Raw genomic sequence first — 23,275 nt, 5'->3', positions numbered from 1 at the left:
AATAGGTTAGCAATTCAGTTTTATAATTTTAGGAGTATACCAAAAAAACTATAAATGGCTCTATATTTATAATATACAATTTTTTTATCAGAACAAATAATTAGTTTCTTAGAAATGTCGTTGAATAAGGGGATTAAGCGGATTAATAACGAAAAAGCCCCTGCAAAAGGTTGCAGGGGAAGGTCAGGTACATTTTAACAATGCTATAAATTGAACAATCAAGATAATGAATAATTACCGCTAAAGAATAGGTAATTGTTATTACCTTAAGCTTCACTCAAGCTTAAAGAGTCACTCAAGGTAAATTACTCATATAACTCGTGATCTAATGTTGCTAATTGGTAATCAGACAACTGAGGGATAGACTGGCGCATCTCACCTTCTATAATCATAAGTTCTTCAAAGTCTTCACAAATCTTTTCAGCTTTCGCTTCGATAGCTTCTGATTGCTCAGCAACTTGTAACTCAATATCCTCGCCCATTTTTTCCATTTTCTTTCCGAACGAGTCCATTTTCTCTTCGAAGCTACCACCTTCTGAAGACATCATTTCAGCACCAAGGGCCATCATAAAACTGCCCATAGAATTCTCTATCATCGCTTCCATTTCTTTCTCGAAATCTTCATTGAATGCTTGCTCAATTGATGATTCAGTCGCTCCTAGATAGAATTTATCGCCTTGCTGATAAGCAGCTTCATCCAAGCGGCTTTGAATGCCTGCTAACATTTCATCAAGCTTAGCCCCTGTCGCATCACCAAAAATTGGCGTAAGCGCTAAACTCACAGCGTCGGTGGCAAGTACGACGACTTCATTAACGAGATCGATAATTTCTGGAACTTGCTTAGATAAGCCTTCAGAATAATCTGACACTAAGTTTTGTTGCTTAGCGTTAAGTTTAATTTTATTACCTTCAACAAATAATTCGCCCATTTCGACACGATATAACTCTTGGCCTTTTTCACTAACGAGTAGTTTTTGCGGTTCTACCGTCACATCATAATTTAAGGTTACATTGCATTGCTGATCTTCAATTGACAGTTTAGCCATTGCAGGGTTGAAGGCGCCAGCTGTAAAAATTAATCCTGATAATGCAATGCCTTTAAGTAACCCTGTGTTGGTATAATTTAACGTTTTCATTAGCCATTTCCTTGCTGTTAAACAAATACAATCTTTCACGACTAGACTGCATTTTTAATAATAAGTGAACCAAAACTCTATTAAGTGACTTAGCGCCAGTTAAAGAACGCTTTACTTAATCCATATAAAGCAAACAGCGTGCCAAAATATATAAATCATTATATTTCAAACAATTAAGAAAATGTTCTAGCAACGAATTAGGCGGGATTACTAAAAAAGTTTATTCAGTTGACGTGAAATTAACCATAAAGTGGTTTATTTCACACATTAATAATGTAAGTTCATCAGCGCTTTTCTGCGCCGATTGCAGAATAAAGATAGCCTAATTAGAGCAGGTTATAATTCAGCCGTCTTGGGGCTGAAGATTTTGAACCGTAAGGTTTTGAAACTTAAAGCATTGAGACTGAAAGTATTGAAGAGGAAAGACTTGAAATACGACATATTGAAGTAAAAAGCATTAAGCCGCTTTTAAAATATCGAGCGGCCTAGAGATTGCGAAAGGTGTTCTAGCATGTGTGTGCCAGCGAGTGAGTTGCCATTTTGATCAAGTTCAGGTGACCAAACACAAATGGACATGTCTCCAGGAATTACAGCAATGATGCCACCGCCTACGCCACTTTTACCCGGCATACCAACTCGATAGGCAAACTCCCCTGCACCATCATATAAACCTGATGTAGCAAGCAAAGCATTCAGCTGACGAGTTTGTACAGGTGTAATCAACTGATGACCTTGTAAGGTTTTCCCTCGATTAGCTAAATAGAACATCGCTTTTGATAAATCCGCGCAGTTCATTTTTAATGAACAGTAATGAAAGTAACTTTTTAATACCGTATCAACATTACCTTCGAAATTTCCAAAAGACTTCATTAAGTAAGCAATAGAGGCATTTCTAGCGCTGAATTTGAACTCAGAGTTAGCCACATTCTTGTCAAAACAAATATGTGAGTTACCACTAAGCTTTCGTACTTCTTCCAACATACGATGCTTAGGGGCGCTTTGTCTTGCTTGAATCAAATCGGCAATCACTAAAGCACCGGCATTAATAAAGGGATTTCGCGGGATCCCGCGTTCTAATTCAACTTGTACAAGCGAATTAAAGGACTGACCCGAAGGTTCTTTACCTACTCGACACCAAATTTCATCTTCAGAATACAAACTCAACGCCAGAGTTAAACTAAATACTTTGGAGATACTTTGAATTGAAAATGGCTCAAGATAGTCGCCAGCGCCCACAGTTTGACCATCAGCTGAGGTGACTGCTATGGCAATTTTATTCGGATCGACATTACCCAATGCTGGTATGTAGTTTGCGACCTTCCCAGAACCAATAAGTGGCCGAACTTTGTCGACCACTTGTTCTAGCAATATTTGCTCAGGCATCGGCTATATTAGCCCCACCAGATATCATAAAGTGCACTAACTTCAAGTTGAGGCACTTTTTTCGATTCCCAAAATGCTTTCACAGCAGCAACGTCTTCTTCAGTACATTTACCGATTTGCTGCGTTGCAATAATACCTTCCCACATTTTATGACCGCCGCCATGGAAGCCTAATTTACGAGGCTCGATAACTTGATCGATAAACTCGTCAACAGCTTTATCAATATCCTCTTCAGAAATTGCTTCTTCGAACGTCCAGTTGACATCAAAACCAAGTTCTTGGAACTCATCAACGCGTAACTTTTTACGTAAACGGCGAGTACGATTCTTAGCCATGTTTTTATCCTAGTTAGTATTAAATAAAGATATTGTTATAACAAGTTGAGGAATAAGCTTAGCTTACTCGCTCAAACATCAAGTCCCAAACACCATGACCTAAGCGATGGCCTCGAGCTTCAAATTTAGTTAATGGACGATGCTCAGGACGCTCAACGACAGTATTAGTTGCTGACTGGTTTTTATAACCATCAGCAGCAGACATCACTTCTAGCATATGTTCACTGTAATTTTCCCAATCTGTCGCCATGTGGAAGACACCACCAATTTTAAGCTTACGACGGATTAGTTGAGCGAACTCAGCTTGTACGATCCGGCGCTTATGATGACGTTTTTTGTGCCATGGATCAGGGAAAAATAGTTGGACTCTCGCTAACGAACCATCAGCAATACTATTTTCTAATACTTCCATCGCATCATGATGATAAACACGTAAGTTAGTTACCCCAGCTTTACCAGCATCGACTAAACAAGCACCAACACCCGGTTTATGCACTTCGATACCAATATAGTTTAGTTCTGGCGCAGCGTTAGCCATCTCAACAAGTGATGCCCCCATACCAAAACCAATTTCTAACACTGTATCCGCGTCACGATTAAAAATCTCAGTAAGATTGATAGGTTCAGGGGTATAATCTAAGCCCATCGTTGGCCAATATGACTCAATGGCTTGTGCTTGACCTTTAGTCAGGCGCCCTTCTCTTAATACAAAACTTCTAATCTTACGAAGATATTTACCATCTTCGTTATATTCAGCGGTAGTAACGTCGCTCATTATTGCCTCATCAATTGGGTGCTATATAAAGTGGCCCAATGTGTCACTTCAAATCATAAAATAGTCAGTAAGTATATCGTAAAATGAGTATGACTAAACTACTTAAGCCACTTTGATAGCAAGATTCTTATCGTTATTTTGGCAATTTACATATATTGAACCACTAAAAATCACTTTAATGCTTCAATCCTCCATTTTAACGAGTATTTTGTTGCAGCAAATTACATGCTGACTTGTTTAAGCTAACCTTGCCATATACACTGCCTCGATGAAAAATGTTAACTCTTTTTCCGAGCGTATCATCGCTTGGTACGATATCAATGGCCGTAAATCCTTGCCATGGCAATTGAATAAAACCCCATATAGAGTATGGATTTCAGAGATCATGTTGCAGCAAACTCAAGTTGCTACCGTGATCCCGTATTACGAAAAGTTCATGTCTAGTTTTCCAACTATCGCTGACTTGGCTGCAGCAAGTGAAGATGATGTGCTTCACCATTGGACAGGTCTTGGCTATTACGCACGAGCAAGAAACCTTCACAAAGCGGCTAAAACAGTCTGTGAACAGTTCCAAGGGACGTTTCCCGAAAACATAGACGATGTCATCGCACTTCCCGGTATTGGCCGCTCTACCGCTGGAGCAATTTTGTCACTTTCCCTTGGGCAACATCATTCCATTTTAGACGGTAACGTAAAGCGCGTTCTAGCAAGACATGGAGCCATAGAAGGATGGCCTGGTAAAAAGTCTGTTGAACAACAGCTTTGGGCGCTTACCGATAAACTGACACCCAAAAAAGAGATACGAAAATTTAATCAGGCAATGATGGATATAGGTTCTGCGGTTTGTACTCGCAGTAAACCTCAATGTGAACGCTGCCCTGTCGCTATTGATTGCCAAGCGCAGCTATCTGGCAGACAAACCGAATACCCAGGGAAAAAACCTAAAAAGACGATACCGACCAAGTCAGCATTTATGTTGGTGCAACAGCATCAAGGCGAAGTTATACTTTTTAAAAGGCCACCAGCGGGTATTTGGGGAGGGTTATGGTGCTTCCCTCAGTTTGAGTCACAACAAGCTTTGCAAGATTATGTTTCTAAAGAATTTAGCGATAATAACATTGACCATTGCGAACCTGAGTGGCTTGCAGGATTTAGACACACATTTAGTCATTTTCATTTAGATATTCAACCCGTTTTAGTAAAGATTGAAACAGAGCAAAATAATCGCCTATTTGAAAACACGACAATGGAACAAAACCAGACACTCTGGTATAACATACATCATCCAGCTAAAGTCGGATTAGCCGCAGCAACAGAGCGGATTTTATCTCACTTAGTCGCACTTTCAGCAGCAGATCCAACATCAGGATCCCGTTAAGGAAACATCATGGCTCGTAATGTTAATTGCGCATATTTAAACAAAGAAGCAGCAGGACTCGATTTTCAACTTTATCCAGGTGAAGTCGGCAAACGTATTTTTGATTCAATTAGTAAAGAAGCTTGGGGTTTGTGGCAAAAAAAGCAAACGATGCTAATTAACGAAAATAAATTGAACATGATGAATGTTGATGACCGCAAGTTCCTCGAAGAGCAAATGGTTAACTTTTTATTTGAAGGTAAAGACGTTGAAATTGAAGGTTATGTACCACCAGCTGAAGATGAGTAATTGTTAACGCTGGTTTATTGCTTGTATCAGTTCAACCTGCGCTGATACAAGTTTTCTTAATATAACTGTTTTAATAGTCATAACCGCTAACCTCCTATTCGGTCAATTTTCTCATTTGGTTGCTATTACTATCTCACTATTTCTCTCATTGCTAAAAGTTCCCTTTATTTTCAATTGTTCTTCATAAAATGTTAAAACCGTGACCCCGCTATTAATAATTAAATAAACTCAACAATATGTCAGTTAGGCAACATTAAAAATGGCTATTTCTCTCTATAATATTCAGCATATTACCTTAAAGAGATTTTGTATGTTTAAGCCTCTCGTTCATTCAATTTTAGCACTAAGCCTTTGCTTCTCAGCTCCTAACTTAGCCGCTGATCCACTAGGTATGAAACCCATTCCGGTACCGGATGCGCCTTTAGGTTATCTCGTTCATAACCCATATGAAAATGCACCGTTAACAGCATTAGTGACGCTTAACGGTCATAAGATCTCCAATGTGGAAGTGACAGTTCATGCTAAGGATGACACGGGAGTTGCGATTAACTATCAAGTCGATGACATGCGCGTCATGAATGAAGGCGGTGTGCCCATTTTTGGTTTATACCCTGCGCTAATGAATCACTTTACCGTGAAATGGACCGAAAATGGCCAACAACATAGTCATGATTACCAAATGCTTACCCCTGATATTGATATGGGCTTTTCCGAGAGTCAATGGGCCAAAGCCCCTATCGTTGAAGTTGAACATGTCGATGCAGATTTTAAAGACCGCTTATATTTTGTAAATTGGACCAACCCTGACGGTAAAACAGGTCAATTAGCGCACAATAATCCCGACGCACCAGGTGCTTTTTCTTGGGACGGTAAACCAGGCTTTTTTATTATTGATACCGCGGGCGATATTCGCTGGTATTTAAACCCGTATACCACTCACGATTCAAAGAGTTTTGAAAATGCAGGTTACGCTATGGGAATGAACATAACCGCCGATGGCAATATGGTTTGGGTACAGGGTCAAGGCTGGAAGAAAATGTCCTTAATGGGCAGAATGATTTCAGAGCACAGCTTGCCTGGTAACTTTATTGATGCATCCCATGAAGGTATTGAAGCTAGCAACGGCAATATCTTTATCAGAGCCGCCGCCAAAGATTATCGTCGTCCTGATGGTATGCTAGTTAACACGATTAGAGATCAAATCATCGAGGTCGATAATACCGGAAAACTAATTGATTACTGGGACCTAAACACTATTTTAGATCCTATGCGAGATGATGCTTTATTATCATTAGATGCTGGCGCAGTGTGTTTAAACATCAATGCAAGTCAAGCGGGACACCAAACTACATTAGAAGATTTAAAAAATGCCCCCTATGGTGATATCCACGGCGTTGAAACGGGTCGAAATTGGATTCATGTCAATTCTATCGACTACGATAGCAGTGACGACAGCATTATTATCAGTTCTCGTCATCAATCCGCTGTCATAAAGATAGGCAGAGATAAGCAAGTGAAATGGATATTAAGTCCAACTAAAGGCTGGTCTGAAAAGTTTGCCAGTAAACTGCTTACTCCTGTGGATGAACAAGGTAATAAGCTTAACTGTAACGAAAAAGGTTTATGTCGCGGCACTAATTTTGACTTCTCTTACACCTCACATACTGCTTATTTAGTACCAGAAAAAGGCACACTAACGGTATTTGATAATGGTGATGGACGTCATCTTGGCCAGCCTATGTTTGCCACTGAAAAATACTCTCGCTCAGTTGAATACAAAATTGATGAACAGAATCTCACGGTTCAACAAGTATGGGAATACGGTAAAGATGAGTTAGGTTACGATGGCTACTCACCAGTGACCTCAATCGTAAAATACCAACAAGATAAAGACAGCATGATGAGCTACTTTGCATCTGCAGGGTTATTTGGTTTAGGTGGCGGTTATGGCAACCTTAAAATGGATGACACCACAGGTAAAGTTCAGTCGATATTAGTAGAGCATCGTTACGGCGAGACGAAACCTGCCGTTAGAATCAATATTGGCAGCCATGATTTATTTGCTACGGGCTATCGTGCACAAGTCATTAAAGTACAAGACATGCTTAAATAAGATGCTTGATTAAATAAGCAACTCGATTTAATCATCTCTATTTATAATCATTATTTCTTAAACGCCTTTCTAGAATCTAGAAGGGCGTTTTACTTTTCCCTCAAGCACTATTTTTACTAAACAATACCTTACTAAACAATACCTTACTAAACATCGCCCTACTAAATCATGCTTTAATTTGGTAATGGTTAGACTTTGATAACAAGAAACCCAAATTTCCCTGCCCTATATCGTTATGTTGTAAATCTTCTAAAGTAATCCGTAAACCTTTAGCTATCGCGATTAAAACTCATCGCTAACTTTCAGTATTTATACTTAAAAAAACCGCACAATTTTGATGCCACAGCCATAAAAACTCAGTTTAGCCCAAATTAACACTGGTCAAAATTTGATTAATCATTTACATTCTAACAACAATGTAAGCGCTTACACTAATTATTAAAAATAAATATCAATAAAAAATCAGTTAGCTGAAAGTGGGCTTTAAAAGCAAATTGGATGGAATCAACCAAGGTAACCATAACAATGGCTCAAAATATCGAACAGACTAATACCGTCTCTGAAAAATTATCGCTAAAAGAAAAAATTGGATACGCCCTTGGGGATGTGGCATCTAACTTTTATTGGCGTGTATTTGATGTATTCCTCTTTATTTTTTATACCGATGTATTTGGTATTTCAGCTGCTGCTGTCGGCACTATGATGTTGGTTACTCGCCTTATTGATGCTTTCTCGGATCCGTTGATGGGAGCATTAGCCGATAGAACTTCCACTCGCTTTGGTAAGTTTAGGCCCTATTTATTACTGGGCATTATCCCTATCGCCGCGGCAGGTATACTCACTTTTACCGTTCCAGATCTAGGCGATGATGGCAAGATTATATGGGCGTATGGCACATATATTTTCATGATGTTGGCATACACGTTTATTAATGTGCCTTATGGCGCCCTTTTAGGTGTAGTCACCGCAGACAGTCAAGAACGTACTACCTTGACCAGTTTTCGATTCATCGGTGCTTTTTCTGGTGGCACACTCGTCGCTTACCTGACTCCTGAGCTTGTGACCTTGCTAGGTAACGGAGAGCAAGCCCTAGGCTGGCAACTGACAATGGGGTGTTATGGCTTAATCTCTGCTGTTTTGTTTACGCTCACTTTTTTCGCGACCAAAGAACGAATTTCACCACCCGTTAATCAGCAAACCAGTATCAAACAAGACCTGATTGATCTATCGAATAATAAACCTTGGTTAATATTATTCTCACTAGCACTGATTATTATGTTCACCATCACTTTGCGCGCCAGCACCGGGACATTTTATTTTAAATATTACGTCGGTCGAGAAGACTTAATTGGAACATTCACGGCTGTATATATGATTTCATTAGCGATTGGCGCAGCATCTACACCAATACTCAGCCGCTATTTTGATAAACGCAGTTTATTGATTGGTTTGATGAGTTTAGTTGCTGTTTTTTCGGCTGGTTTTTACCTGATTCCACCCAACAACATTACTCTAATGTTTATCATGCAAGCCTTAATTGGTTTCTGTCTTGGCCCCAAATCACCGCTGGTGTTTTCCATGTATGCAGATACTGCAGATTACTCTCAATATAAAAATGGACGCCGAGCAACAGCAATGATTTTCTCTGCCGCTGCTTTTTCTCAAAAATTAGGGGGAGCATTTGCAGGTGCCATGATTGGTTGGCTCTTATCTTCAATGGGCTATGTGGCCAATCAGCAGCAATCACCAGACTCTCTGATGGGAATTTTACTACTGAACACATTAATTCCAGCCATATTTGCATTATTAGCGGTTTGGGTTGTTAAACATTACAGCTTAAATGAAGCCAAAATGGCTGAGATTTCTCAGCAATTATATGCAAATGAAAACGTCAGTAACCGAGATAAGCCTAAGGCAAAAACAAGCCAGCCAAACCTTCATACTCAAACTACAGCTCAGGAATAAATAGTGATCACTTACCATCAGGCAAACGGTGCAGTCAGCCTAAACAGCCCAACAAGTATGCCAAATGCTTGTGGCTTTTTATGGAATAAAAAAATGATGATTCAAATGAATTGTCGTGGCTATGCCGTTGCCCAATTTATGCAACCCGAGCCTGCAAAATATGCTCATGGCCCTGCGCTTGAAGCTAAAACCTTTATGCAGCCTGAGCATCCATATTTTAGCCATCACCCAGGAAGATTCTTTTATATAAAAGATAATCAATCTGGTGAGTTGTTTTCTATTCCTTATGCCCCCGTCAAACAAGCTACTGACTCTTTTGAGTTTATTGTCGAAAAAGAAAAAATAAGCTGGCACATCACTCACCTTGATATCGTTTGTGAGTTATCACTTACATTAACTACCACTGATTGCGCTGAACTTTGGCAACTTAATATCACAAACAATAGTGGTCGCTCACGTGACTTGAGTATCTACAGTTACTTCCCAGTAGGTTATATGTCATGGATGAACCAATCTGCACATTTTGATGCAGAGTTAAATGCCATTTTGTGTGAGTCAGTAACACCGTATCAAAAAATAGAACAATATTTTGCGCATCAAGATTTTAAAGACACAACGGTATTAATGAGTGATATTGCCCCGACAAGTTACGAAACTCGCCAAGCAGTATTTGAAGGTGAAGGAGGGCTTAATAACCCTGATGCTATCATCAATCGAGCATTAGCATCTAAACCTGCTCATTACCAAACACCGGTTGCTGTGATGCATTATGATTTACCTTTGCAAACGAAGCAGCACTTTCAAGCCAACTTTGTTTTTGCCCCTGTAAAAGATAAGTTTGAAGCCAAGCAATTACAGCAACACTATTTGGGCTCTCCTGAGAAACGAGAAAAAATTAACAAACAATACCAAGAGTACATCGCTCAAGCTGACCAACAACTTAGTATAACTAGCCCTAATAAGGAATTTGATAACTTTATTAATCACTGGTTACCAAGGCAAGTTTTTTACCATGGTGATGTCAATCGGTTAAGTACAGATCCGCAAACAAGAAACTACCTTCAAGATGCAATGGGAATGGTTTACCTCAAGCCTGATGAAACAAAAGCCGCATTCGTTAAGGCGTTATCGCAGCAAAATAGTAGCGGTAAAATGCCTGATGGTATTTTATTAAACCCAGAGTCTGAACTTAAATATATCAACCAAATCCCACATACGGATCATTGTGTTTGGTTAGTTATTTGTATTACCACATATCTTGACGAAACAGCAGATTATGAATTCTTACACCAGCCTATTCCGTTTGCAGATGACATAGCGCCTAAAACAGTTTTCGAGCATATTGAATTGGCATTGACATTTTTATGGTCTCAACGAGATCATCGTGGTCTGAATTACATCAATCAAGGTGATTGGTGCGATCCGATGAATATGGTGGGATATCAAGGCAAAGGCGTATCGAGCTGGTTAAGCTTAGCCAGTGCTTACGCCATGAGGTTATGGTCTAACGTTGCTAAATCAACAGGTAATGCTAGCCTTGCCGAATCATTATTACAGCAAGCGAGTACATTAAACCAAGATGTGAATCAGCATTGCTGGGACGGTGAATGGTTTGCTAGAGGCATTACCGATGCCGGAAACTGCTTCGGTGTGAGTCAAAATCAAGAAGGTAGGATTTATCTCAACCCGCAAAGTTTTGCAATGCTATCAGGTGCTATCGATAACAACCAATGGCAGAAAATGAAATTGCAGATAAAACAACAACTTCAAACGCCGTTTGGCATGATGATGCTTGCGCCTAGCTACACCCATATGAATGAAGAAGTTGGTCGCTTAACTCAGAAATTTCCTGGTACTGGTGAAAACGGTTCAGTTTACAACCATGCTGGTGCTTTCTATATTTTCGCCCTATTTGAGCGAGGTGAAACCGAAGCTGCATTTGAATTACTGCATACAATGATTTGTGCAGAATCAGAAGCAAATGCCCTCTCTCGTGGGCAACTTCCCGTCTTTATCCCTAATTACTTTCGTGGAGCGTATTTTCAGTTCCCTGAAGATGCTGGTAAATCGAGTCAATTATTCAATACTGGTACCGTTGCATGGATCTATCGCATTGTTATTGAGCAACTCGTTGGCCTTAAAGGCACTTCAAAGGGGATAAAGATAAAGCCTCAGTTACCTAAATCATGGCCAGAGCTACATGTCAGTCGACGATTCAGGCAAGCCCAAATAACGATGCAGGTAAGTCAAACATCCACCGTTACTACACAACAAGTTTGGGTTGATGATGTGCCACTAGAAAGCGATGCCAATGGCGAGTTTAATTTTGATGTTTTACCTAATCAAACATACCGGTTAAAAGTATTACTGCCTATAAGCTAGATTCAAAAATGACTCGCCAATATGAAAAATTAGATGATTGAATTGATAGCTTTACGCTATTCAATATAGGTAAGCTACCGGTTGATAACATCGATATCAACCGCGGTAACATATCAATTCTCGTCTGCGATTAAACTAAAACGGATTAACACTATGGAATGGTTCAACAAACATGTCTCCTTCATAACAGGACTCACACTCACCCAAAAGCATATGACACAAGCAGCGATATCACTGCTCGTACTCCCAGCGTTTTTTTCATCGTACAGTGTGCAAGCCACTACTGAAGACAGGTTCACAGAGTATGTCCATCAAACTATTATGGTCAATTATGCCAATGAAGAAATTAACATTGATGGAGCCCCGAATGACGCGGATTGGCAACATGCAAACTGGCACCCAATCGATAACATGATCATTGGTGCTGCAATAGATAAAAATGATTTTAGTGGTCGCTACAAGTTGCTTTGGCGTGAAGACACGCTCTATCTACTCACTGAAGTCATTGATGATGTGTTATTTGATCAAACCGCGGATCCAACTGTACTGTATTGGGATGACGATACCGTTGAAGTGTTTTTAGATGAAGATGCCTCGGGTGGTGAACATCAATTTAGCCACAACGCCTTTGCTTATCATGTTGCTTTGGACAGACAAGTTGCCGATTTTTCAACTCAAAAACAAGCAATGACATTCAATGAACATATTACAACTGTTTGGTCTCGCGATGAGGCTAACCCACAAAAAGTGTATTGGGAAATGGCAATTAAGGTATTCCCTGACAATTATAATGATTCATTAACAGCATCTGATGACCATCAAGTATCGCCAGTCACCCTTAGCGGTAATAAAAAACTCGGATTTATGCTGGCTTATTGTGATAACGACGGCAGTAAAACGAGGGAAAACTTTATTGGCTCTCACCCCATCAAAGCCGTGAATGGCGATATGAATCGAGGGTATAAAGATGCCAATGTATTTGGCCATATTATATTAACTAACAAGCAAAATTAGCCAATCAACCTACACTGACATACAAAAAATGCCGCTCAATAACTGAGTGGCGTTTTTGTGAATAGCCCGACTAATCTTTTTTCAGTCGATTAAGTATTCGATTGCGCAATTGACGTTATTGTTTAATCCCTTCAATAACGAGATCTAAGCTCACATTTGCTGAAGCTGGGCCTAGGTCCATTTTTATCCCAAAATCTTTCATTGCAAATTCTGTCGTACCTGCAAAACCTGCTCGATAACCACCCCATGGATCTTTACCTTCACCAATGACTGTCGCATCGATTGCCACAGGTTTGGTCACGCCGTTTAGCGTTAAGTTACCATTTACGACCACTTTCCCATTGCCTTTATCTTCAACTGTCGTTGATACAAACTCGGCCTTAGGAAATTCACCCGTATTTAAAAAATCACTTCCACGTAAATGCTTATCACGCTCTGCATGATTTGAATCAACACTGGTTGTATTAATGGTTACTTTAACCTTAGTGTCGTTGACCTTATTAGCATCGTAGCTAAAGTCACCACTAAAATCGTTAAAGCGGCCTGTCACAAAGCTATAGCCTAAATGATTGACCTTAAATTGAATTGATGCATGCGCTCCTTGGGTATCAATTTTGTAGTCTGCAGCATTGGCCATCGCAGGTACTAACAAAATGGCGCCAAATACCGTGCTAATCAGTTGCTTTTTCATTATGTATTCCTTTATATAAATTAATCATGTGATTAAAAGTGATGAAGTATAATTTTCCGACGCTTGAGTGAAATAAGTACTCGATAGGCTACTTCGGTTTTACGGGTTTTATCATTCTTGTCAGGGTGCTATCTTTATCAATAAGTTGATGTTTAATCGCTCCAGCGGCATGAATCACAACTAAAGCAATTAACCCGTATGCAAGATATTGGTGAATAACACCTGCAATGTCTTCTTGATTAGTGATAAAGCTACCCAAACTAGGTAATTCAAACCAATCAAATACCATTATTCCCCTGCCGTCGGCTGTGGAAATCAAAATGCCACTTGTCATTATCAGTAGCATCAATAAATAAAAAGCCCTATGAGTCCATTTGGCGGCCTGTTTTTCCCAATGTTTGTGTGATGAGTTAGCCTGTGTTGTGACAGAGATAAAACGCCATAGGATGCGTATAAGTGTTAAACCAAGTAGCAGTACTCCGACACTTTTATGGATATTAGGCGCAGTTTGATACCAGCTGCTGTAATACGTTAAATCCACCATCCAAAAACCTAAACCAAACAAACCTAAAATGGATAATGCGCTAACCCAGTGAAGTAATATTGTGAATAAGCCATATCCATCTCGTGTATTGACCAACATGTTTCGTCATCCCTCATATTTGATAGAAATGAGTTTATAGATAAAAATATAAAATAAAATGGCTAAATTTCGCTACAATCATTCGATTTTTTAGAACGTTTATAAAATACCAAATACCAAGTAAGTTGATTATTTCTAACAATGCCGAGTTTTATATTGACAAAAAACATGCATTTTGAACATTTACTAGCCGAACAATAAAAAACTTGTAAAAAGCACTTGCGTCAATAAAACCATCCCTATAATATGTGCGCACTCCAAACGGCACAGACACTAATGACCAAGTTAGTTTCTTGTTTGAAGTAGTTAACTAACGCTTAGTTTAGTTGCCCGAATAGCTCAGTCGGTAGAGCAGAGGATTGAAAATCCTCGTGTCCCTGGTTCGATTCCGGGTTCGGGCACCACAATTTAGCCGGCATAGCTCAGTTGGTAGAGCAACTGACTTGTAATCAGTAGGTCCCGAGTTCGACTCTTGGTGCCGGCACCATATACAGAATAGCCACTCAAATGAGTGGCTTTTTTGTGTCTAAAATTTGATGCTAACTTGTCCCATTTCCCATCGTAAAGTTGTATTTATTTCGCTAACGACTAGAGAACAATAGAATTCATCAAAATTACAGCACCAGCTTCCCCTAGTCTTATACTCTTACTATTACTTCTATGCCTACTCTTACTCCTACAGTACCAAACAACGATTTCGTAGTGTGTTTAGTTCAAATTTAATCCAATAAAACACAAAATTGCTGTTTTATTGATTGATCGAATATAAAAGCGTAAAAAGCACTTGCACGATAATCACCATGACTATAGTATGTGCGCACTCCAAACGGCACAGACACTAATGACCAAGTTAGTTTCTTGTTTGAAGTAGTTAACTAACGCTTAGTTTAGTTGCCCGAATAGCTCAGTCGGTAGAGCAGAGGATTGAAAATCCTCGTGTCCCTGGTTCGATTCCGGGTTCGGGCACCACAATTTAGCCGGCATAGCTCAGTTGGTAGAGCAACTGACTTGTAATCAGTAGGTCCCGAGTTCGACTCTTGGTGCCGGCACCATATACAGAATAGCCACTCAAATGAGTGGCTTTTTTGTATCTAATTTTTACTATTTCACCCATCCCGAACTGCCCTTTTATCATTTAATAAAGTAACCATTCACCTCATCATTTATTTGTCTGACTAATTTGCCGGCTTATTAAGCAAAATTTCTATCAGTGCATATACTGATATTTCCTCATCTTTATGTAAACAATCTCGTAGTTACTTGTTTAATCGCTAATTTAGCTGTTAACTTATAATTGGTGTTCAAAAAATCTACACAGCTCTTCAATCATATAGGGAAATAAAAATGGTAAGAATGAAAAAACTCCTCGGAGTCACTGCTGCGATAACATTAGGAATGCTATCAGCCAGTGCTACCGCTGCTAGTAAACCCAATATTCTCGTCATATGGGGCGATGACATTGGGCAAGCAAATGTCAGTGCTTATACCTTTGGTTTGATGGGTTATCAAACGCCAAATATTGATAGTATCGCCAAAGAAGGGTTAATGTTCACTGACTATTATGGCGAACAGTCTTGTACTGCGGGCCGTTCTACCTTTATTACAGGTCAAAGCGTGTTCCGTACTGGATTAAGTAAAGTTGGTTTGCCTGGCGCTGATATTGGCTTACAAGCAGAAGATGCCACGATAGCGGAAATCTTAAAGCCTATGGGTTATGCCACGGGTCAATTTGGGAAAAACCATTTAGGTGACAAAGATGAGTTCTTACCTACTGCCCATGGTTTTGATGAATTTTTAGGAAACCTGTACCATCTTAATGCAGAAGAAGAACCTGAAAACGTTGATTACCCAAAAGATCCTGAATTTTTGAAAAAGTTTGGCCCTCGAGGCGTTATCAAATCATCAGCTGATGGCAAGATTGAAGATACTGGGCCATTAACGAAAAAACGAATGGAAACCATTGATGATGAAACCGTTTCGGCGGCAATTGACTTCATGGAAAAAAGTGTAAAATCGAAAAAACCATTCTTTGTATGGTGGAACGGAACACGTATGCATTTCCGTACCCATGTTAAACCTGAACTACAAGGCTCAAGTGGCGTCAGTAATTATGCTGACGGTATGATTGAGCATGATAACCATGTTGGTCAACTGCTTAAGACTGTTGATAAACTAGGTATCAAAGATAACACGATCGTATTTTACTCAACCGATAACGGCCCACACATGAACACATGGCCAGATGCGGGTTTAACTCCGTTTAGAAGTGAGAAAAATACCAGCTGGGAAGGCGCATTCCGTGTTCCTGCGATGGTGAGATGGCCCGGTAAGATTGAAGCTGGTAGCGTTTCCAATGAGATTATGCACCATATGGATTGGCTACCTACCTTCGCTGCAGCGGCTGGCGATAGCAAAGTAAAAGAGAAGCTACTTAAAGGCTATAGCGCAAATGGCAAAAAGTTTAAAAATCATCTTGATGGCTACAATTTCTTACCTTACCTAACAGGCAAGGCAGATACCGGGCCTCGTGAAGAAATCTTTTACTTCACTGATGATGGTGATTTAGCCGCTCTGCGTTATAAAAACTGGAAAGCGGTATTTTTAGAACAGCGTGTGACAGGTACATTACAAATATGGGCAGAGCCTTTTGTTGAACTGCGCTTACCTAAGATATTTAACCTACGTATGGATCCATACGAGACTGCTGACCGCACGTCCAATACCTATTATGACTGGTTACTAGACAGAGCATTTTTATTAGTGCCTGCGCAAGCTTATGTGGCTCAATTCTTAGAAACATTTAAAGAGTATCCACCAAGACAAAAAGCGGCAAGCTTTAGCTTAAAGCAGGTCATGGAAAAATTAGAAAAACCAACTAATCATTAATCAGCTAACTTAATGTATTAGTGATTATTAAAGGTGGTTCTAGCCTTTAATTTGCTAAACAAAAAGCCACTCAATGGAGTGGCTTTTTTATGAAGAAATAGCAGCTTAAAGTGGTTTCATGACAGTATTATAAGGCTGTCGTTTACGCCCAAACACTGCTTTGAAAACGGTTATCTCTGCTATTTCCAGCTTGTCATTTTATAGCCTTTAACCGCATAAAATAAAATGAACAGATAACAAGGGATCATCACCATATAACCGCCTTGCATGCCTAAAGACGTCGCAGAGCTTGTTAGCCCCCAAAATACCGGTCCAAACGCGCCACCAGCAATCCCCATAATTAACAAAGCAGAGCCAGTGCTGGTTAATCGACCCATTCCTGATAATGCTAACGGCCATACTGCAGGCCACACAATCGCATTAGCCAACCCAAGAAATGCAATGAGTAATAAGGTATCTGGCAGCTCAGCTCCACCAAATGGTACCAATATCATATTAGCAATGGTATATGAGTCACTATCACCAAATACGATACCAAAAGATAATACTACGCCTAAAATAGCACTGATTAATAACGCGTTAGGTTGCGAAATAAAGCGAGGAATACAAATAATACCCAAGCTATAACCGATAACCATACAAACCATTGTATAGGATGTCATCACGCCATAGTTTTCGACACCCAAGGTTAATGCGTAAGTACCAATGGTATCCCCTGCTATGACTTCAACGGCCACATAAACAAATAATGCGACAACACCTAGTGCAAGGTTGGGTTTAGCCAGGGCTTCTTTAATCTGTCCTTTTTCAGAAGACTCGTCTTCTTCTTGCTCGAGTTCTGGTAAAGGAGATTTTTTAACAGCAAACGCTAAAATACCAATAAACACCGCCATACCTAAGTAAGGAAGTATTAGACTATTCGCCATTTCATCGATTTGAATTTGGGTTAATGTTGTTCCAACACGATCTTTAAAACTATCTAAAATCAGTGCTGTAAATACCATAGGCGCAATCACACCCGCCCCTTTATTGAGAATGCCCATTACACTTACACGGGCAGCAGCTGATTCTTCAGGGCCTAAACGAACAACATAAGGATTCACAGCGGTTTGTAGTAACGTTTGGCCAGTACCCATCACTAATTGCGCTAATAAGAATAAAGGAAATATTTGGGTTTTAGCCGCAGGTATAAACAATAAACCCGCGATCATCATTATCCCCATACCTAATGCCATACCACTTTTATAACCGACTTTACGAATAACCCAAGCAGAAGGCAGGGCAGTAAATGTCACAGCGATATAAAAAGAGAATAAGATTAGAGATGCTTGAAATGGGCTAAGTTGAAGGATTTGCTTCAGATAAGGCATCAAAGAGCCATTTAGCCAAGTGGCAAATCCCAATACGAAAAAGAGAATTGCAACGATAGCCATCGGCAACACACTGCTTTTTTGCTGACTGTTATTCATTGTAGTTTCCATAAACCTGCTTCTTATTGTCATTAATTTTCAGCAGCAATATCCATCACTGCCCCATATGAGTCTTATTGTTATTGAGGTTTTAGCACCACTATGATGACGAATTGTTAATTCATTTCATAGTCATTGCGCATTTCATGTTAAAACATCCACACCACAAAGACAACGCTGTCATTCCTTTAACTGGTAGAACCATAACAAGTGAAAATCAAGCTCAGAAATTTATCCTACTAGCCAAGCACTTATCTGTTTAAGTTAGATTCGGATGAAAATTTTCCGTCGATATAACCATAACAATACTAACCATTGCACCAGCAACAAACTGACCACTGACATTAATTGCTGCCAGTTTTGAGGTAATGCTGTGATGACTCCACCCAATAAACTTTGAGAAAAATACTGCCAGTTCATTAAGCTTGAAGCTAAATAAATGATGATAGCGTTCGTGCCAATCACCACAAAAAACAACGACCACTTCTGCCATTTGAGCACATCAATAAGCGCATAAAAAATGGCTAAAAATACGATACTCCAACCAGACGTCACCAATACAAAACTGCTTGTCCAAAGGTCTTTATTAATCGGTATAACAAAATCAACTAACCAAGCTAGTGAAATCAGCAAGCAACCCGCAATCATTAGTAACAACACTTTTATCCAGTCAGAAGAGAGCTTACACGCAGATATCTTGGTATTAACCAACAGCTGACCGACAAATACACCGACTAAGCCATTTACAACCGCAGGAAGTGTTGACAGCACCCCTTCAGGATCTAAAGGACGGTCTTGATAAGAAATACCTGGCAATAATAAACTATCCACATAGGCGTTAATCGAATTATCTTGAGTGAATTGTCCTGGTAGCCCATTAGGAAACGGGACATATAATTGCAATAAGCCATAAGCTAATAAAATGATAATCGCTATCGCAGCCTGTACCCGAAGACTTGTATGCCAAACCAGCATTGCCCCAATAAACCAAGCAAAACCGATTCGGGCCAATACACTGGCATATCTAATTTGTTCAGGATCCGCAGGGACACCAGTACCCCAACCATGGTTATAAAGCACACCTAGTAGGATGAGTAATCCAAGTCGCTTTATAGCATGACGATAAAAAGGTAGGCGTTCGCTCATTGGCAGTTTATCCAACCTTTTTGGAGACAAGCCTAGCGCTACACCGGATAAGAATATAAATAGCGGGAAAATCACATCATAAAAGGTAAAGCCATGCCATTGACTGTGATGCATTTGGCCATCAAACCATTGCCAACCTGACCAGCCAGTTAATAGCAATAATCCTGCAAATAGCCCTTCTCCCCCCAAAATCCAAAACATGTCAAAACCACGCAATGCATCAAGAGACATTAAACGTGTTTTCGTTTTAGGTTTATCACTATTTATTCTAGTTTCAGAATGTTGAACATCACTTCTTGACGTGTCACTTACAGTCGAATGACTAACTGGAGCACTCATAGCCGACTACCTAGCCCGCTGTGGGCAGTCAGAAGAAAACACTAACTCACCAGCTATATAGGTTGCACTGACATTATTTTGCGTATTCAATAACACTAAGTCAGCTTGCTGACCGACTGCAATTCGGCCTAGCTGAGGTTTCTGTATATATTGAGACGGATAAAGTGATGCCATTCTTAATGCTTCTTCATGGCGTAAACCTAGCATACGCACAGTGTTATTCACTGCACCAACCATATCTAATACACAACCTGCTAGTTCACCTGTTGTTGCATTAAGTCTGTCGCCTTGCCTTATAACTTTAGTGCCAAATAATTCAAAGCTAGCATTATCACCCATACCCACTGGCGGCATCGCATCAGTCACCAACATCACTTTACCTTGCTGTTTAGCCTTAATAGCCACTTTCGCTGTTGCACTATGCACATGGTGTCCATCAACAATTAATCCGCACCAAGCCTTTTCGCTTTCTAGCGCAGCACCTACCATGCCAGGTTCACGGGAACCAAAACCTGACATTGCATTGAACAAGTGTGTGAATCCATCTGCGCCTGCATCCAACGCAGCATTAACCGTCTCGTAATCAGCATTTGAATGCCCTAGGCAGACTTTTACATCATGTTCGACTAATGTTTTTATCACCTCAACTGAAACGTTTTCAGGTGCTAAGGTGACAAGTTTGATACCTAAATCTTGGCGAGTAAAAATAGCCATCTCAGCCGCAGAAATTTCACGAATAAAGGATTGAGGATGTACCCCCTTTTTAGGGACACTCAAATGCGGCCCTTCAAAATGAATACCCAATACCCCTGGTGTTTTAAGCTTAATGGCTTCTGCAACGGCATCGGCCGCTTTTTCCATTACCTCAACTTGATCAGTTATTAAGGTTGGTAAAAAGCCAGTGGTTCCAAACTTCGCATGAGCATTGCCTATGATGCTGATACACTCAGGTGTAGGTTCAGCATTAAATAACGCCCCACCGCCACCATTAACCTGAACATCAACAAACCCAGGAACTAACGTTCCTTGTAAATGAATCACATTTTCTAATGCATCTTCATTCACCAATTGCAGATCCAGTCCTTTGTCAGCTATAGCGTTGATAGCAGTGATCATTCCATTATCTATGGTAATCGCAGCTCGCGGCTGAAATTGCTCGCCATCAAAATACTTATCTACAATTAGGGTTTGTTTCATCTTGAGTCTCTTTACATCTAGGCTTAATTAACACCAATAAGGTGAGTAAATATCATCAACTTACATTACAAGGTTTGTGTTACTTTCTTGAGGCCTTCTGGCTGATCTGGATCAATGCCACGCGCAACCGCTACGGCGGCGACATCAATATAAAAACGCTGCAACAGCGCCAGTGGCGCAATACGCGGGTGAATATCATTTGAGGTTTGATTCAAATGAACCACATCAGCACCACGCTCAGTGACGTTATTTACTTGCTCAACATGGCTTTCTAAAGACTCATCATTGATACAAGCGTCAACAATGGTCAGCTTTTTCTCAACTAATGTCACCGGACCATGTAAAAACTCTGCACTACTAAAGGATTCGGCATGAATAGAACACACTTCTTTCATTTTAAGCGCTAGCTCTTTCGTAACGGCATATCCAAGACCGCGGCCTAAAACGACAAGATTCTTAACTCCCTCTAAAGACTCTGCAGTCAATTGAGGTTCTGCATCTACTGCTGTTTGAAGTGCTTTAGGCATTGAATCTACAGCCGCTGCCAATGATTCACTTTGAGTCCACTCTGCAGTTAATTGAACAATCGCTGAAAGTGTCGCTAGATAGCTTTTAGTGGCTGCTACTGCTTTTTCTTCACCCGCTCTTAGAGGTAAAACAACATCAACGATATCTTTTATCGGCGCGGTTTCATCATTCACTAATGCCACACAAAAAGCGCCGGCGTTTTTTGCCATTCTTGCTTGCGCTAAAATATCAGGGCTTCGACCAGATTGTGAAATAACGATGACTAACCCGCCTTCAAGTTGCAAGCTTTTACCGTATACGCTGGCTACTGATGGTGCAGCTGCAAATGTTGGAATACCTACTTCAATTTCAAATAAATATTTTGCAAACACACCCGCATGATCTGAAGAGCCTCGGCCAACAATCATTACAAACTTAGGTTTAAAATTACGCAGCTTCTCACCAAGTTCTTTAGTTAGCCCCGCATTAGCAGCTAATTGTTCAGCAATTTTTTGCGGTGCAGAGCGAGCTTCTAGCTCCATAATGGTATTTGTCATCGGTATAACCTTTTTCAATATTGTCGAATAAATTGGAAAAATGACTAGCTGGTTGAATTGTTAACCTATTAGCCTTGATGTTTGCTGTATTGCTGTTGAGCAAATAAGATGGCGCCGATTTCAGGTTGAGCGAGCGCTGGCTGAACCTGCTGCCCGACATCACTATCAAGCCATTTTTGTAAGGGCTCAGCTAAGCCGCCTATCATTGAAAAACGACGCGGTTCGAGTGTAAAAAGCTTACGTGCCATATCACTAATATATTTTGCACCCTGTTTAACAATCTCTATCGCAACAACATCACCTTGTTCGGCACTTTGAATTACCAGCCTAGCTAATTTGGCATACGTACTCGATGATTGACCTGCTAGGTTTTCAACAATTCCGATAGCGTCTGAGACGTTAAAATGCGCTAAGATTAATTGCGTTAACTGGCTGTCTTGCGCAAACCCATCAAGGTTTAATAAAGCATGTTCTGCGGCTTGTTGACCTAGCCATGCACCGCTACCTTTATCGCCTAAAGCAAACCCATGCCCACCAACCAGTAAGCTTTGCTCTCCGACATGTGCATAACCGCAAGACCCTGTGCCAGTAATAATGACCGCGCCATCCTCACCGTTGTGCGCACCAATACAGGCAGTATGTAAATCGGTAGTGAGATACATATGAGCAAATGGATGCTGCCATTCATTTATCAATTGATATAGGCGAGGCACATTGACGCCTGCAAGGCCAAGGCCTGCGACTAACGTCTTGATATCAGCTTGAGTTAGGTTTGCGTCTGCTATCGCTAAGTCGGTTGATTGGCGGATTGATTCGAAAGTTTGTTCTAAGCCGTGAAGGGGGTTAGCACGCCCAGCAACACCAGTTCCAATCACACCCATCTTAGGAGAATAAATCGTGGCGCGACATTTACTGCCTCCGCCATCAATACCAATAAAAAGCTGTGATTCATTTTGCAGGTTAACGCCCATGATATCCCTCTTATCTCTTCTATTTGAGCCCAAGATGATGACTAAAAAACAACGTTATAAAGATGCACAAACTAACGTTATAGGTGGCCCTTTGAATAAG

General features: G+C 40.3%; 18 protein-coding genes and 4 tRNA genes. 11 read left to right on the top strand and 11 right to left on the bottom strand.

All coding sequences use genetic code 11. The annotated features are described in order from the left end of the window. Positions 1-305 precede the first annotated feature (305 nt). The 4 genes from A9267_RS10275 to trmB all read right to left on the bottom strand — a co-directional run bounded on the left by A9267_RS10275 (position 306) and on the right by trmB (position 3,629). On the bottom strand, positions 306-1,136 hold the full coding sequence (locus A9267_RS10275) for a YggN family protein (protein ID WP_065109078.1): 831 nt from the start codon (positions 1,134-1,136) through the stop codon (positions 306-308). A gap of 468 nt (positions 1,137-1,604) precedes the next feature. Beyond that, positions 1,605-2,519: a glutaminase B gene (gene glsB, locus A9267_RS10270; protein ID WP_065109077.1), complete on the bottom strand. Its 915-nt coding sequence runs from the start codon at positions 2,517-2,519 to the stop codon at positions 1,605-1,607. 8 nt (positions 2,520-2,527) lie between these two features. Further along, the gene (locus A9267_RS10265) at positions 2,528-2,854 is read right to left on the bottom strand and encodes a 50S ribosome-binding protein YggL (protein ID WP_065109076.1); all 327 of its coding nucleotides are present in this window, start codon (positions 2,852-2,854) and stop codon (positions 2,528-2,530) included. Positions 2,855-2,912: 58 nt separating this feature from the next. Beyond that, positions 2,913-3,629: a tRNA (guanosine(46)-N7)-methyltransferase TrmB gene (trmB, locus tag A9267_RS10260; protein ID WP_055026354.1), complete on the bottom strand. Its 717-nt coding sequence runs from the start codon at positions 3,627-3,629 to the stop codon at positions 2,913-2,915. Between the two features lie 268 nt (positions 3,630-3,897). Between trmB and mutY the strand changes: the two genes are divergently transcribed. The 6 genes from mutY (at position 3,898) to A9267_RS10230 (ending at position 12,769) form a co-directional block, all read left to right on the top strand. Then, the gene (gene mutY, locus A9267_RS10255) at positions 3,898-5,007 is read left to right on the top strand and encodes an A/G-specific adenine glycosylase (RefSeq protein ID WP_065109075.1); all 1,110 of its coding nucleotides are present in this window, start codon (positions 3,898-3,900) and stop codon (positions 5,005-5,007) included. A gap of 9 nt (positions 5,008-5,016) precedes the next feature. Next, on the top strand, positions 5,017-5,295 hold the full coding sequence (locus A9267_RS10250) for an oxidative damage protection protein (RefSeq protein ID WP_055026356.1): 279 nt from the start codon (positions 5,017-5,019) through the stop codon (positions 5,293-5,295). Positions 5,296-5,605: 310 nt separating this feature from the next. Further along, a complete protein-coding gene (locus tag A9267_RS10245; RefSeq protein ID WP_065109074.1) occupies positions 5,606-7,408 on the top strand; it encodes an aryl-sulfate sulfotransferase in 1,803 nt (600 codons plus the stop codon). 525 nt (positions 7,409-7,933) lie between these two features. Further along, on the top strand, positions 7,934-9,373 hold the full coding sequence (locus tag A9267_RS10240) for an MFS transporter (protein WP_065109073.1): 1,440 nt from the start codon (positions 7,934-7,936) through the stop codon (positions 9,371-9,373). A gap of 3 nt (positions 9,374-9,376) precedes the next feature. After that, positions 9,377-11,755 (top strand): GH36-type glycosyl hydrolase domain-containing protein, encoded by a 2,379-nt coding sequence (locus A9267_RS10235; protein ID WP_197495524.1) that lies wholly within the window; start codon positions 9,377-9,379, stop codon positions 11,753-11,755. Between the two features lie 153 nt (positions 11,756-11,908). Beyond that, the gene (locus A9267_RS10230) at positions 11,909-12,769 is read left to right on the top strand and encodes a sugar-binding protein (RefSeq protein WP_156669139.1); all 861 of its coding nucleotides are present in this window, start codon (positions 11,909-11,911) and stop codon (positions 12,767-12,769) included. A gap of 115 nt (positions 12,770-12,884) precedes the next feature. Here the strand turns inward: A9267_RS10230 and A9267_RS10225 are convergent, their stop codons facing one another. Together A9267_RS10225 and A9267_RS10220 are read right to left on the bottom strand one after the other, a co-directional pair. Then, complete coding sequence (locus tag A9267_RS10225) at positions 12,885-13,460, bottom strand: YceI family protein (protein WP_065109072.1); 576 nt, start codon at positions 13,458-13,460, stop codon at positions 12,885-12,887. Positions 13,461-13,548: 88 nt separating this feature from the next. Further along, positions 13,549-14,103, bottom strand: coding sequence for a cytochrome b (locus tag A9267_RS10220; protein ID WP_065109071.1), 555 nt, complete (start codon positions 14,101-14,103; stop codon positions 13,549-13,551). A 328-nt stretch (positions 14,104-14,431) separates the two neighbouring features. Here A9267_RS10220 and A9267_RS10215 point away from each other — a divergent pair. From A9267_RS10215 to A9267_RS10195, 5 genes are all read left to right on the top strand, one after another. After that, a tRNA-Phe gene (locus tag A9267_RS10215) sits at positions 14,432-14,507 on the top strand. Positions 14,508-14,514: 7 nt separating this feature from the next. Next, positions 14,515-14,590 (top strand) — tRNA-Thr (locus tag A9267_RS10210). A 406-nt stretch (positions 14,591-14,996) separates the two neighbouring features. Further along, positions 14,997-15,072 (top strand) — tRNA-Phe (locus A9267_RS10205). A 7-nt stretch (positions 15,073-15,079) separates the two neighbouring features. After that, positions 15,080-15,155: transfer RNA gene (locus A9267_RS10200), tRNA-Thr, on the top strand. A gap of 343 nt (positions 15,156-15,498) precedes the next feature. Continuing rightward, positions 15,499-16,989, top strand: coding sequence for an arylsulfatase (locus tag A9267_RS10195; protein ID WP_443018793.1), 1,491 nt, complete (start codon positions 15,499-15,501; stop codon positions 16,987-16,989). A gap of 179 nt (positions 16,990-17,168) precedes the next feature. On the opposite strand, the gene nagP is transcribed toward A9267_RS10195, so the two are convergent. The 5 genes from nagP to nagK all read right to left on the bottom strand — a co-directional run bounded on the left by nagP (position 17,169) and on the right by nagK (position 23,175). Continuing rightward, positions 17,169-18,470: an N-acetylglucosamine MFS transporter NagP gene (gene nagP, locus A9267_RS10190; RefSeq protein ID WP_065109069.1), complete on the bottom strand. Its 1,302-nt coding sequence runs from the start codon at positions 18,468-18,470 to the stop codon at positions 17,169-17,171. Between the two features lie 252 nt (positions 18,471-18,722). Further along, positions 18,723-19,835: a transmembrane glucosamine N-acetyltransferase NagX gene (gene nagX / locus A9267_RS10185; RefSeq protein ID WP_065109241.1), complete on the bottom strand. Its 1,113-nt coding sequence runs from the start codon at positions 19,833-19,835 to the stop codon at positions 18,723-18,725. Positions 19,836-19,949: 114 nt separating this feature from the next. Beyond that, positions 19,950-21,140: an N-acetylglucosamine-6-phosphate deacetylase gene (nagA, locus tag A9267_RS10180; RefSeq protein ID WP_065109068.1), complete on the bottom strand. Its 1,191-nt coding sequence runs from the start codon at positions 21,138-21,140 to the stop codon at positions 19,950-19,952. A 65-nt stretch (positions 21,141-21,205) separates the two neighbouring features. Next, positions 21,206-22,204 (bottom strand): glucosamine-6-phosphate deaminase NagB-II, encoded by a 999-nt coding sequence (nagB-II, locus tag A9267_RS10175; RefSeq protein ID WP_065109067.1) that lies wholly within the window; start codon positions 22,202-22,204, stop codon positions 21,206-21,208. A gap of 68 nt (positions 22,205-22,272) precedes the next feature. Further along, positions 22,273-23,175, bottom strand: a complete 903-nt coding sequence (gene nagK, locus A9267_RS10170) for an N-acetylglucosamine kinase (RefSeq protein WP_065109066.1) — start codon at positions 23,173-23,175, stop codon at positions 22,273-22,275. Positions 23,176-23,275: the final 100 nt, after the last annotated feature.

Origin of the sequence: Shewanella sp. UCD-FRSSP16_17, from assembly GCF_001675935.1 — a bacterium.
In the GTDB taxonomy this organism is placed as follows: domain Bacteria; phylum Pseudomonadota; class Gammaproteobacteria; order Enterobacterales; family Shewanellaceae; genus Shewanella; species Shewanella japonica.
The sequence above is the reverse complement of the archived record's forward strand: the minus strand, read 5'-3'. Positions and strand labels throughout refer to the sequence as shown.

What these genes read in the sequence shown, in the direction of transcription:
- A9267_RS10275 (WP_065109078.1), bottom strand. Translation starts at nt 1,136, where the DNA reads ATGAAAACGTTAAATTATACCAACACAGGGTTACTTAAAGGCATTGCA.
- A9267_RS10225 (WP_065109072.1), bottom strand. Translation starts at nt 13,460, where the DNA reads ATGAAAAAGCAACTGATTAGCACGGTATTTGGCGCCATTTTGTTAGTA.
- A9267_RS10195 (WP_443018793.1), top strand. Translation starts at nt 15,499, where the DNA reads ATGCTATCAGCCAGTGCTACCGCTGCTAGTAAACCCAATATTCTCGTC.
- glsB (WP_065109077.1), bottom strand. Translation starts at nt 2,519, where the DNA reads ATGCCTGAGCAAATATTGCTAGAACAAGTGGTCGACAAAGTTCGGCCA.
- A9267_RS10220 (WP_065109071.1), bottom strand. Translation starts at nt 14,103, where the DNA reads ATGTTGGTCAATACACGAGATGGATATGGCTTATTCACAATATTACTT.
- A9267_RS10265 (WP_065109076.1), bottom strand. Translation starts at nt 2,854, where the DNA reads ATGGCTAAGAATCGTACTCGCCGTTTACGTAAAAAGTTACGCGTTGAT.
- nagX (WP_065109241.1), bottom strand. Translation starts at nt 19,835, where the DNA reads ATGTCTCTTGATGCATTGCGTGGTTTTGACATGTTTTGGATTTTGGGG.
- nagB-II (WP_065109067.1), bottom strand. Translation starts at nt 22,204, where the DNA reads ATGACAAATACCATTATGGAGCTAGAAGCTCGCTCTGCACCGCAAAAA.
- nagK (WP_065109066.1), bottom strand. Translation starts at nt 23,175, where the DNA reads ATGGGCGTTAACCTGCAAAATGAATCACAGCTTTTTATTGGTATTGAT.
- A9267_RS10245 (WP_065109074.1), top strand. Translation starts at nt 5,606, where the DNA reads ATGTTTAAGCCTCTCGTTCATTCAATTTTAGCACTAAGCCTTTGCTTC.
- A9267_RS10240 (WP_065109073.1), top strand. Translation starts at nt 7,934, where the DNA reads ATGGCTCAAAATATCGAACAGACTAATACCGTCTCTGAAAAATTATCG.
- nagA (WP_065109068.1), bottom strand. Translation starts at nt 21,140, where the DNA reads ATGAAACAAACCCTAATTGTAGATAAGTATTTTGATGGCGAGCAATTT.
- A9267_RS10230 (WP_156669139.1), top strand. Translation starts at nt 11,909, where the DNA reads ATGGAATGGTTCAACAAACATGTCTCCTTCATAACAGGACTCACACTC.
- nagP (WP_065109069.1), bottom strand. Translation starts at nt 18,470, where the DNA reads ATGGAAACTACAATGAATAACAGTCAGCAAAAAAGCAGTGTGTTGCCG.
- trmB (WP_055026354.1), bottom strand. Translation starts at nt 3,629, where the DNA reads ATGAGCGACGTTACTACCGCTGAATATAACGAAGATGGTAAATATCTT.
- A9267_RS10250 (WP_055026356.1), top strand. Translation starts at nt 5,017, where the DNA reads ATGGCTCGTAATGTTAATTGCGCATATTTAAACAAAGAAGCAGCAGGA.
- mutY (WP_065109075.1), top strand. Translation starts at nt 3,898, where the DNA reads ATGAAAAATGTTAACTCTTTTTCCGAGCGTATCATCGCTTGGTACGAT.